The organism is Bradyrhizobium macuxiense (assembly GCF_007993935.1).
In the GTDB taxonomy this organism is placed as follows: Bacteria; Pseudomonadota; Alphaproteobacteria; order Rhizobiales; family Xanthobacteraceae; genus Bradyrhizobium; species Bradyrhizobium macuxiense_A.
Map to the genome: position 1 here is coordinate 61181 of NZ_VITY01000008.1, position 11485 is coordinate 72665.

General features: G+C 66.6%; 12 protein-coding genes. 2 read left to right on the forward strand and 10 right to left on the reverse strand.

Features of this window, described 5'->3' with window-relative positions; translation table 11 throughout:
* Positions 1-7: 7 nt before the first annotated feature.
* The 10 genes from FBZ93_RS21420 to FBZ93_RS21465 are packed head-to-tail and all read right to left on the reverse strand — an operon-like array spanning position 8 to position 8223.
* Complete coding sequence (locus tag FBZ93_RS21420) at positions 8-652, reverse strand: hypothetical protein (RefSeq protein WP_246667584.1); 645 nt, start codon at positions 650-652, stop codon at positions 8-10.
* Complete coding sequence (gspM, locus tag FBZ93_RS21425) at positions 652-1215, reverse strand: type II secretion system protein GspM (RefSeq protein WP_146988244.1); 564 nt, start codon at positions 1213-1215, stop codon at positions 652-654. Before gspM ends, FBZ93_RS21420 begins: the two co-directional genes overlap by 1 nt.
* On the reverse strand, positions 1212-2285 hold the full coding sequence (locus FBZ93_RS21430; protein WP_146988245.1) for a PilN domain-containing protein: 1074 nt from the start codon (positions 2283-2285) through the stop codon (positions 1212-1214). The genes gspM and FBZ93_RS21430 overlap by 4 nt, the downstream gene beginning before the upstream one ends.
* Positions 2285-3229, reverse strand: a complete 945-nt coding sequence (locus tag FBZ93_RS21435; protein WP_146988247.1) for a general secretion pathway protein GspK — start codon at positions 3227-3229, stop codon at positions 2285-2287. The genes FBZ93_RS21430 and FBZ93_RS21435 overlap by 1 nt, the downstream gene beginning before the upstream one ends.
* Positions 3229-3924: a PulJ/GspJ family protein gene (locus FBZ93_RS21440; RefSeq protein ID WP_246667585.1), complete on the reverse strand. Its 696-nt coding sequence runs from the start codon at positions 3922-3924 to the stop codon at positions 3229-3231. Before FBZ93_RS21440 ends, FBZ93_RS21435 begins: the two co-directional genes overlap by 1 nt.
* Positions 3921-4352 (reverse strand): prepilin-type N-terminal cleavage/methylation domain-containing protein, encoded by a 432-nt coding sequence (locus FBZ93_RS21445; RefSeq protein WP_244485375.1) that lies wholly within the window; start codon positions 4350-4352, stop codon positions 3921-3923. The genes FBZ93_RS21440 and FBZ93_RS21445 overlap by 4 nt, the downstream gene beginning before the upstream one ends.
* Positions 4318-4782: a type II secretion system protein gene (locus tag FBZ93_RS21450; protein WP_074130055.1), complete on the reverse strand. Its 465-nt coding sequence runs from the start codon at positions 4780-4782 to the stop codon at positions 4318-4320. The genes FBZ93_RS21445 and FBZ93_RS21450 overlap by 35 nt, the downstream gene beginning before the upstream one ends.
* A gap of 15 nt (positions 4783-4797) precedes the next feature.
* Complete coding sequence (gene gspG / locus FBZ93_RS21455; RefSeq protein WP_167529149.1) at positions 4798-5277, reverse strand: type II secretion system major pseudopilin GspG; 480 nt, start codon at positions 5275-5277, stop codon at positions 4798-4800.
* 53 nt (positions 5278-5330) lie between these two features.
* Entirely contained in the window at positions 5331-6542 is a 1212-nt protein-coding gene (locus FBZ93_RS21460; RefSeq protein WP_146988250.1) for a type II secretion system F family protein, read from the reverse strand.
* Between the two features lie 4 nt (positions 6543-6546).
* Positions 6547-8223: a GspE/PulE family protein gene (locus FBZ93_RS21465; RefSeq protein WP_146988252.1), complete on the reverse strand. Its 1677-nt coding sequence runs from the start codon at positions 8221-8223 to the stop codon at positions 6547-6549.
* A gap of 333 nt (positions 8224-8556) precedes the next feature.
* Here FBZ93_RS21465 and gspD point away from each other — a divergent pair, with 333 nt between their 5' ends.
* Together gspD and FBZ93_RS21475 are read left to right on the forward strand one after the other, a co-directional pair.
* Positions 8557-10932, forward strand: coding sequence for a type II secretion system secretin GspD (gspD, locus tag FBZ93_RS21470; RefSeq protein WP_167529150.1), 2376 nt, complete (start codon positions 8557-8559; stop codon positions 10930-10932).
* Between the two features lie 76 nt (positions 10933-11008).
* Positions 11009-11482: a tetratricopeptide repeat protein gene (locus tag FBZ93_RS21475; RefSeq protein WP_146988728.1), complete on the forward strand. Its 474-nt coding sequence runs from the start codon at positions 11009-11011 to the stop codon at positions 11480-11482.
* The last annotated feature ends 3 nt before the right edge of the window (positions 11483-11485 follow it).

The window sequence follows — 11485 nt, forward strand, 5'->3', positions numbered from 1 at the left end:
CCTACCCTTACATCTGACGTCGCAGGGCCAAAGGCTTCCGCTCGGTGCTGACCGGAACGAGGCGGGCCTCGCCGCTCTCATCGCCGCCGGGCTGCGGTAGTGTGAGCACCGCCTCGTGCTCGTCTTTCTCCATCGTGGCTTCGCGCGCCTTGATGGTTCGCAGCTTCCAGCCCTGGAAATCGTCGCCGATCTTCAGCCGCAGTGCAGTCTTGTTCGATTGATCGAGAAAGATCCCGAAGCTTTCATCATCTCCGGAGATGGTGCCGACCAGCGACAGCGGCGGTGGCTCGGTCGCGACCTTGCGCGGCGGTGGCGGCGGCGGCTTGCTGACCTCCGGCTCCGCAACCACGACAGGCGGCGGCCGCCGCGACGGCGAGAACACCGGGCGATCGCGGGTGTTGGACAGCGTCTTGAGTGGAACGCCCCATAATGGATTTGCACTGAGCGGCCGCGGCGTCGGTTCCGGCGCAGGCGCCACCCGGACCGATGTCACCGGTTCGGAGGCCGGCGGTGAATTCAGCACCGGCCCACCCAGACGGGTTTCGTCGAGCAACCCAGCATCCAGTGCATCGCCGGACCGGTCAGGCACGGCGGCCAATGCGGCTTGAGCCGACACCGCCAACAGCAGGATGGTCGCAGCGAAGCGTCGCATCATTTGGCTCCTCGCCATTGTCCGGAGACACCAAGCAGCACGCGCAGTCTGCCGGGATCGCCGCCCTTGGCGGCTTCGTCGGCGACCTGTTGCACCACCAGTTGATCGATGAACAGGAACGGCATGCCGGCTTCGAGATCGTAGAGCACCTGCTGCAATTGCGCCTGCTCGATCTCGCTGCTTGCCACCATGCTGATGAAGCCGGCCTTGGCCGGCGCATTGGGAACGTCGAGCTGCGTCGACAGCACATTGCCGCCGGCCTTGATCACCGCGCCCGACACCCGTTGCAGCAAGGTGGCACCGGCGACCGTGACGGTCGCCCCTTCGAGATAGGCCGAGCCGGTCGGCATGGCCGCCTCTCCGGGCGCGGTCTTCGCCTTCGATCGCCCCTCCAGCTGCTCCAGCATTCCGGCCGATGCCGCGACATCGCTGCGCAGGCCGATGACGTCCGAGAGCGACGAGACGACGACAAAGAGCAGCAGCACGAACAGGCCGAGATAGCTCGCAGTCGCGACTAGTGGCGAGGTGCTGACGGCGGTCAGCGATCGGGATGTTGCGCTCATGAGCCGGACCCAAAATAAGCGGAGATATTGGCCTCGACGTGGAACCGCTCAGCCGATTCATTCGCGGCGCGGGTCGTCGGCGCGAAGAACGTCGCGCGGGTGAATTGCGGCGATTGCTCCAGCAGCCGGATCAGGGACGGCGCATCCTGGGTCAGCCCCACCACCTGCACCTTGTTGCCCTCGATGCGAAGCTCCGTCACGTAGGTCGTGTCGGGCAGCACGCGCGAGATCGCTTCCAGGACCATGACGCTCGACGGCGTGGTCTGCTTGCGCTTGGCCAGCAAGCCGAGACCGGACGTATCGCCATTGGCATCGAGACGCAGCGCGGCACGGCGCTGCGAGATGCGGTGTTGCAGATCCTCCTGCTCGGATTGCAGCCATCCGCCGACATAGATGTTGAGCAGCAGGCAGACCGCGGCCGCGGCCGCCGTCGAAACCAGGCCGATACGCAGCAGCCGCGGGACCGCAGGCCCGGCAAAGCCGCGCAGCGATCGGTCGAGCAGCGTCACCTGCTGCGGGGCCCCGTCGCTGCCGACTGCCGGCGCCGTGACCGCAACCGAGGCGGCGCCGAGCATCCTGGCCATCCGGATCAACGGATCGACCTTGGCTGCTGCAGTGGCGCTGAACGCGACTTCGATCCGGTCATTGGAGATCGGCTGCGGCGAACCCCAGCCGAAGACCGCATCGGCGGCGGTCCATGGCGTCAGCCGGTCGACTTGCGCGCGGATCATCCCGTCAAGGAAGTCAGCCGCCTGGCTCGGGAAATCGAGCACGCGGCTGACGACGTGATCCGATCGCAAACGCACCTCGATGCGGCTGCCATCGAGGGCCATCTTCCAGTCCGCCGGCAGCGGAGGCTGCGGCGCGTCGCGATCGAGCCGGAACGACGCCGGCGTCAGGGGCGAGCCATCCTTCGACACCGCGAGACGGGCGGTGAACGTGCCGTCGCCATTCTCGTCGAACGCGACGCTGCGCCGGCGCATGAACCTGCCCGCGACGCCGTCAACGGCAGTCGCGACCGCGCCGATCCATTGCTCGAACCATTGCCGTGCTTCGGCAAGCATTGCCATCACCCTCTCCCGCGCAACAGAACCGGGCTTCTCGGTTCAAGGTCGTTCTGCCAGGACAACACACGATAAGGCTCGACCTTGTCGCCGAGCGCGATCACCGCTTCAGACGTGGTGCGGTGGCCATTGCGGAATCGGATCGCGATCGCGATCCGGTAGCAGGGGCTCTGCGCGGTCGAAGCCGCACTCTGCGGGTTCGGGCCCTGCGATGCAGCGGCGAGGCCGTTCGGCGCGGCCGCATTCGAGCCGAGGACATTCGATCCAAGAGCACTCGCCCCGAAACCGTCCTGTGCTTTGCCCGATACCTTATCCATGGCCAGCACGACTTCCGGCGCGGCGATCTTCGGATCGACATCCGGACTGCCGTTGAACACCGTCACGAACGGCAGCACGCGATCGACAAAGGCCTCGGGGATGCCGGCGACCAGCGCCAGCTCGTTGACATGGGTGAACAGCCCCTGCCGCGGCGAATAGCCCAGCGCGTTGTAGCGCGCGGCCTCGACATTCTCGCTGCCCGGCGCGGGCCGGGTCCGCCACCCGACGATCCGGTCGGCGTATTCGCTGGCGGCATCCTTGCTTGCGCCGAGCACGACGAAGAGGCCGATCAGCATCTCCTTCGATGCGTAGTTCAGGTCGACGCGGCCGGCTTCCGACGTGAAGCTCACATTGATGCTGGCATCATCCAGCCCGAAATGAAACGCCCCGTATTGCGGCCGCGTCTTCTCATCCGTCAGCGTCAGCTGATAGGCGGTGAGCTCGAGCCCGGCCGAGACCAGCGCCTCGGTCTGCAACGACACGTCGCTCGCCGCCAGCGCCCGCGCCGATGCGGCAAGATAGGCCGAGAAGATGATCGCCAGCGACGACAGCGCCAGCAGGATCCAGAGCACCGCAACGATGACGAAGCCGCGGTTGGCCGGCGATCGGCCGCTGTTGCCGGGCGCGCCCATCACGTCTTCCCCTGATCGGTCGGAACGCTGGAGCTGCCCTTGTCGCCGCAATTGCCGTCAGGCTTGGTGCAGTCGCTCGGGATCTGGACATGCACCGGCGCGATGGTCGAAACCGACAAGACGCGCTGGCTCGCCGCGTCACGCACGGTCAACCGGATCATCGCCGGCAGCCGGTCGGCATCCTTCCACGCGCTCTTCCAGGCGCGGTCGGCACCGGCATAGGCGAAGGACAGCCGATAGGGCGCACGCAGCAGCACCACGGGGCTGCCGAGATGCACCTGTTCCGACAGCGACACCCCGTCGGCCAGCGGCGTGAACCGCGCCTGCGAACGGACCGTGACGAACTCGCCGCGGTCCCGCGTCTCGCCGAGGCGCACCACGTCGAGCCCCGGGCCCGCATTCGGCCCCACCGAGGTGCGCACGAACGTCACCGATAACTCCGATCCGTCGAACAGCGGCTTGTGGGTATCGCGGTTGGCCGCAACGAACTCGGCCGCGGCGAGATCGGCGCCGATCCGTTCCAGCGCGATCCCGATCAATTCGCTGCGCTGGATCCGGTCGAGCCCCCTGTTCCAGCTCGGCAGCCATTCCCCCGTGATGCCGGCAAGTGCCGACAGCAGCAGCCCCATCAGCGCCAGCGCGACGATCATCTCGATCAGCGTGAAGCCGCGCTCATTGGTTCGCTGTGCTGTCACTGCCCGGATCCTTCCGAAGACCTCGGCATCAGGCGCACGGTGCGAATGTCGGACAGCGCACCGCCAGGAGATTTGACGCGAATCCGCACCAGCTCCGGAGCCCAGGGCGCGTTGCCATCAGGGACTTTCCAGTCGCCACCGAGCGGGCTGACCTCGATGGTCCAGCGGTAGCCCTCCGCCTGTCCCGTCGTCGCGCCCGACTGCAACTCGGCGCGCGGCGGAATGCCGACCGTCATCAATGTCCGCACCGCCTGCATCAGCGCCACGTGCTGCTCCATGGCCCGGACGCCCCGCGTCTTGACGCCCATGACGGCGCCGATCGCAACGATCGAGACGGCCACCAGCGCCAGCGCCACCAGCACTTCGATGATGGTGAACCCCGCATCAGCGCGGTCAGTTGGCGGCGACGTCGCGAGCAACGATTTCAACCCTTCCGGTGAGCCAGTTGACGCGAACCTCGTATCCCGCATCGAGCCGCGTCAGCGCGATGGAGCCGCCGCAGGAACCGCCATTGGCGAAGAAACGGATGGTCGACAGTGCCGCGCGGCGCTGACAGCTCTGCGGCAGCACGGCATCGAACCGCACGTCATCGGGGATCCGTACCGTCATGCGCGACGCGCCGGAGTGGATCACCCGACTCGGCGCATCGACCAGCGTCGCGACGCTGGTGCTGCGCTCGATGGCGGCGTTTCGATCGGCCTTCAGCAGCGTCGCGGTCTGCAGCGCATAGGCCTGCAGGCGCGACCGCGAGGTCTGGTGCGGAATGAACGGAAGCAGCACAGCCGCCAGCAGCGCGATGATGGCGAGCACGCACACCATCTCGAGCAGGGTGAAACCGCGCTGCGCCGCCTCATTCATGCGAGCCATGCATCCTTATTGGTCGTTGTTGGCGGCCGTGGTCTTCTCGAGCGAGATATCGGCCGAGGTGCCGCTGCCGCCCTCCTGGCCGTCGGAACCGTAGGAGACGATGTCATAAGGGCCGTGCTCGCCCGGCGAGCGATAGATGTAGGCGTGATTCCAGGGATCATTCGGGACGTTGCCGCCCTTCAGATACGGGCCGTTCCAGGCCGCGACCCCCGGCGTGCGCCGAACCAGCGCGGCGAGCCCCTCCGCCGTGGACGGGAAGCGCCCGGCGTCGAGATAGAACAGGTCGAGCGCGCTGGAGAAGCTCTGCAGCTGAATGCGCGCGGTCTTGACCTTGGACTCGCTGAGATAGTTGAGCACGCGCGGCCCGATCAGCCCCATGATGAGGCCGATGATCGCGATCACCACCAGCATCTCGACCAGGGTGAAGCCCTCCTCGCCCGAACGCCTTGGCGTTTGCGGCCGCACGCGATCGCGTCCCGCTCGCATGGATAATGTTTCGATGATGCTGTTGCGCGATATCATGACCGATGACCTCTGCTTTAACCGACTAGCTGCGTGACCGAGAGTAGCGCCGTCATGACCGAGACGATCAACCCGCCGACGACGGTGCTGATCGTGATGATCGCCAGCGGACCGACGATGCCGACCACACGGTCCAGGCTGCGCTGCAATTTAGCTTCGTAGAATTCCGCCACCCGCCCGGCCAGCACCGGCAGTTGCCCGGTCTCTTCGCCGAGCCGCAGCATGCGGACCGCCATCGGCGGCAGGCTGTCCGCCACCGCGAGTGCTTCGGATAATTTGCCGCCATGACGGACGCGGTCCGCGGCGGCGGTCCAGTTCGCCTCGCTGCCGGTCACCGCCATGATGTCGACGAGGATGCGCAGCGCGGCCGTGAGGTTGACGCCGCTGCCGAGCAGGACGCCGAGATTGCGGCAGAACAGGCTGGCGCGATAGAACTGGAAGGCGCTGCTGATGCCCGGCACCCGCGAAATGCCGTTGACCAGCGCGGCGCGCACCCGCGCCTGCCGCAGCAGCCACCAGGCGAGCGCAATCGTCGCCGCGCTGATCAGGCTTGCCGCCGAGGCGTTGGCGCGCAGGAAGTCCGACAGCGCGATGAAGCTGGCGAGCGCGGTATCCGACTTGCCGCCGAAATCACCGAGCACGGTCGAGAATTGCGGCAGCACGAACAGCAGGAAGAACAGCATCACGCCGGATGCCGCGACCAGCACGAACGCCGGGTACTGCATGGCGTCGGTCAGCTTGCGCCGCATCTGCTCGGACCGCGCGCGCTCGGTGCCGAGCATCTCCAGCACGGAATCGAGCGTGCCGGAGATTTCGCCGACCCGGACCAGGGCGATGTACATCGGCTGGAACAAGGTCGGATGGTCGGCGACCGCATCGGCAAAGCTCTCGCCGGTGAGCAGCGCCGCGCGGATTTTGGCCACCACCGGGCGCATCCGGCCGACATCGGCATCGCCGGACAAGAGCTCCAGCGCATCGTCGAGACGCGCGCCGGCCTTGAGCAGCAACGCGAGGTCGCGCGTGAAGGTGGTGACCTCGGCGGCACTCGGCCCGCCGAACAGGCTGCGGCCGCCGGCCGCGCCCGACGCGCGCTTGTCCTCGGTGGTTTCGATCGGCAGCAGCTTGAGATATTCGATCCGCCGCGCCACCTCGGCCGCGGTCGGGGCGGAGATCGTGCCGTTCACGATCTCGCCGGCCTGGGTCAAAGCGCGATAGCGATAATTGGGCACGGCGTCACCGCACGGTCGCAACGCGGAGGATCTCGGCGGGCGAGGTCAATCCGGCGCGGCATTTGGCGACCCCGTCATCGAGCATCGTGGTCATGCCCGCCCGGATCGCCATGGTATCGATCTTCAGCCCGTCGGTTCGCTCTCCGATCAGTTCACGCAGTTCGTTGGATAGTTCGAGCAGTTCGAATACGCCGAGGCGGCCGCGATAGCCGGTCCCGCCGCAGCGCTCGCAGCCGCATGGCTCCTGGATGATCTCCTCGGCGCGGAAACCGAGCGCGGCGAGCCGGGGATCCTCGGTGAAATCGGCCGCCGCCAGCGGCCGCGCCGTCTTGCAGCGCTCGCACAATTGCCGGACCAGACGTTGCGCGATCACGCCGCGCAACACCGAACGCAGCAGATAACCTTCGACCCCGAGGTCGAGCAGGCGCGGCACCGCGGCCGCCGCGGTCTCGGTGTGCAGCGTCGTCAGCACCAGATGCCCGGTCAGCGCGGCATGCACCGCGACATGCGCGGTCTCCGTGTCGCGGATTTCGCCGACCATGATCACATCAGGGTCCTGGCGAACGAAGGACCGCAGCGCGGTCGCGAAGGTCAGGCCGATCGCCGGCTTGATCTGGGACTGGTTGACGCCGGGAAGCTCGTATTCGACCGGATCCTCGATGGTCAGGATCTTGCGGCTGGGCTCATTGAGGATCGACAGGATCGTCGCCAGCGTCGTGGTCTTGCCGCTACCGGTCGGCCCGGTGATCACGACCATGCCATGCGGCAGCTTCAAGAGCCGCCGGAGCTTGCCTTCGTCGGGCGCGGAGAAGCCGAGCTTTTCGACCACCAGCAGGCCGCGATCCTTGGGCAGGATGCGGATGACGGCGGATTCGCCATGCTGCGTTGGCATGATCGCGACGCGGATATCGATGTCGGTCCGCCCGGCCCGCAGCCGCGCCGCACCGTCCTGCGGCAGGCGGCGCTCGGCGATGTTGAGATTGGCGATGATCTTGATGCGGGAGACCACCGCCTGCGGCAGCACGCCCGAGAGCGCAGCAACCGGCCGCAGCAGGCCATCGATGCGCAGCCGGACCATGAGGCCGGCCGAAAACGGCTCGATATGGATGTCGCTGGCGCGAAGCTCGACCGCCTTCTCGATCAGATCGTTGACCGCGCGGACCACCGGGGCGCCGCTGGCAAGATCGCGCAGGCTCTCGATGTCGTCTTCCCGGGGCAGCGCCGCCGTTGCATCGGCGGCCTCGACCTCCTCGGCGCTGGAGGAATTGTTCAGCGCGATGGCGACGTCCTCAGACGAGGCCACCTTCACATCGATGCCGGCGCCGAGCACGATCTGCGCCGCCCGCAGCGTCGCCTGGTCGGTCGGGTCGACCACCGCGAGGGTAATGGTCCCATCGGCCGCCCGGCACGGATAGACCATGGTCTCGCGCAGGAAGCGCGGCGAGAACGAGCCGACCAGCGGCTCGGCCGCGGTCATATCCTGGAGCGTCAGACGGCCAAGCGCGAAGAAGCGCGCGGCCTCGTCGGCGAATTCGGTCGGCGAGAGACTGGTGACCTCCCACAGCTTCAACTGCCTGACATCGGCACCCGGCCCGGTCCGGTCAACCGCCCCGTCGATCGGCGTCAGGTGATTGTTCTGACGGAGATAATCCACGAACCGAACGGACAGGTCGTTGGCCATTCCTTATATCCCGCCACACTATCCCGGATCAGTCCGTGCCAAGGTCCGCTACGTACCGTCGCGTTCGGCTCCCGGCAGTTCTGCGGTTATCGATCCGAAGTGTGACAGCTGTGCGAAGTCACTGGTTCGCCTCGCTCAAGAAGCCTTGACGTGGCTTCGCGGACACGACGGGGCGACGGCTGCACAGATTTGGTGCGATGCGATGGGCAGGCCGCGAACGACAATCATGTAACCAATTTATTTCTGTCATGTTCGATCGCTAAGAGTCCTCCCGGGGTAGGACCGATCGTCGCAAGCAATCGAAATTTCAGTTAGTCAGAGCGAAGGGCCTTCATGCAACGCGTAGGCACAGTGGGCCGCTGCCCGACGATCCGTGGCGGCCTCGCAGCCATTTTTGCCTTGACGTCATTGGGGTTGCTGGCGTCCTGCAATTCCGCGACGGTCGGCGAGAGCGTCGACGCGTCCCAGCTCGACGTCACCGACAAGGTGCGCTCGCTGGATCTGGCACAGCGCCAGCCGCAACAGGTCAGCGCGCTGGCGGCGACAGGCAGCGGCCAGAGCGGCAGCGTCCGCGCGGCGATGTATGACGGAAGCGAAGTGACCGGCATCGCGGATGCACGGCCGCAACCCACGTCAAACGGCAATGGCTTCGACCTGAATTTCGAGAGCACGCCGGTGGCGACCGTCGCCAAGGTCGTGCTCGGCGACATCCTGCATGTCGGCTACACCATCGACCCGCGGGTGCAGGGCACGGTGAGCCTGGTGTCGGTCCGCCCGGTGCCGAAATCCGACATGGTCTTCGTGCTTGAAAACGCGCTCCGCCTGAGCGGCGTCGTGTTGCTGAAGGATACGTCGGGCTACCGCCTGACGCCGCTCGGCGATGCCGTCGGTGGTGGTCGCGTCGATGCCGCGGCAGCCAATCCCGAGGCCGGATTCGGCGTCTCGGTGGTCCCCCTGCAATATGTGTCGGCCCAGACCCTGCTGAAGCTGACCGACAGCTTCGCCACCCGGGCCGGCTCGGTTCGTGCCGATACATCGCGCAATCTGCTTCTGATCCAGGGCACTGGCGCCGAGCGCCGCACCGCCGTCGACACCGTGCTCAGCTTCGACGTCGACTGGATGCGCGGCCAGTCCGTCGGCATCTTCCCGATCTCGAGCGGCTCGCCCGCGCCAGTCATTGCCGAGCTGGAGAAGATCGTCGATTCCGGCGAGAACGGCCTCAGCCAGAACGTCATCAAGTTCATGCCGATCCAGCGCCTCAACGCGGTGCTGGTGGTGACCAAGAAGCCGGAGATGCTGCACACGGCTGCGACCTGGATCAAGCGCCTCGACCGCAACGACACCGCGCGCACCTCGGTCCATGTCTACCGCGTCAAATATGGCGATGCGCGCCAGATCGCGCGGGTTCTGACCGACATGTTCCTCGGCGGCTCGTCCGGCAATTTGCTCGACAGCGCCGACAGCCAGCTCGCGCCCGGCTCCGGCACCTCGTCGACGTCAAGCGTCGCCGACCGTCTCTCGCTGAACAACAACAATGGCGCGAGTTCGGGCGTGAACGGCTTCGCAAACCGCGGCACGTCGGGGACGGGCCAGGGCCTCGGCCAGGGATTTGGCGCCGGCGGACAGTCCAACAATCCCAACAATCAAGGCCAGGGCAACAATGCCGCGCTGGATGCCGGACGCGGCGCGTCGGGCTCCGGCAACGGCCAGCCCGTCATGCAGGACGTGCGGATCACGCCCGATGTCGTGAACAACAATCTCCTGATCTATGCCGACCAGGCCAACTATCGCATCATCGAGGCGACGCTGGTGCAGATCGACGAGCCGCAGCTCCAGGTCGCGATCGACGCGACGATCGCCGAGGTCACACTCAACAACACCCTGTCCTATGGCGTGCAGACCTATCTCACCAGCCGGAGCCTCGGCCTGAAGCCGAACATGGGCTCGTTCACGGGCACCCAGGCCACCACGGCGCCCGCGACCACCACGGACGCGACCACCGGCGTCGCGACCGTCGCCGGCTCAGTCACCAATGCCTTCATCAACCGCGCCTTCCCGGGCTTCAACTTCCTGGTCGGGTCCGAGACGCAGCCGAGCTTCATCCTGGATGCGCTGCATGCCGTCACCAGCGTCAAGGTGCTCTCCAATCCGTCGCTGGTCGTGATCAACAACCAGGTCGCGACCCTGCAGGTCGGCGACGTCGTCCCGGTGTCGACCGGCAGCGCGACGGTGCTGACCACGAGCAACACGGTAGTCAACACCATCGACTATCGCAACACCGGCATCATCCTGAAGGTCTCGCCGCGCGTCAGCGTCAACGGCACCGTGCGGCTCGATATCGAGCAGGAGATCAGCAACGTTCCGCAGAGCAGCACGGTGAACCTGACACCGACCGTGTCTGAGCGGCGGGTCAAGAGCCAGATCTCGGTCGCCAATGGCCAGACCGTGCTGCTGGCGGGCCTGATCAGCGAACAGCAGAGCGGCGCCCGCAATGCGCTTCCGGTGCTTGACCAGATCCCCGGCCTCGGCGATGCCTTCGGGCATCAGAGTAACGGCACCCAGCGCACCGAGCTGATCATCTTCATCCGCCCGCAGATCATCCGCAACGGTTCCGACGCCCAGACCGTGGCCGAGGAGCTTCGCTCGAAATTGCGCGGCAGCATCGCGACGACAACGACCAATGCGCCGATCACCACCAGCTATCACTGAGCCTGACATGGGCGCACGTAACCCTTTCACATCGCGCAAGGCGCTCTGCGCCTCGCTTGCCGTCGCGCTTTGGGCGATGACCGCATCCGTCGCGAGCGCCGACGGCGTCGCGCGCGGCGCGGCCGCCTTCCATCGCGGCGACTATGTCAGGGCGGCTCGGGAGCTCGCGCCCGCCGCCGAGCGCGGCAACCCAAGAGCGCTCGGCTTGCTCGGCTTCATGTATGAGCACGGCTTCGGCGTCCCGCAGGCCTACGCCGCTGCCGCCGACCTCTACTATCGCGGCGCCGTGCAGGGCGATCCGTTCGCGCAAGCCCAGCTCGGCCTGATCTATGACAAGGGCCACGGCGTCCCGACCGATTTTGTGCTGGCCTACAAATGGCTCAATCTGGCGGCGGCCCGCGCTGGCGGGCGGCAGCGTGACGCCTATCTCAGGTTCCGCGATGCAGTCGCATCGAAACTCTCGACCTATGAGATCATTGCCGGCCAGCGGTTTGCATTGGAATGGGTCCCGGACCGGCCGGCGCCGGATGTGCACCTGACGGTCAGGTAATCA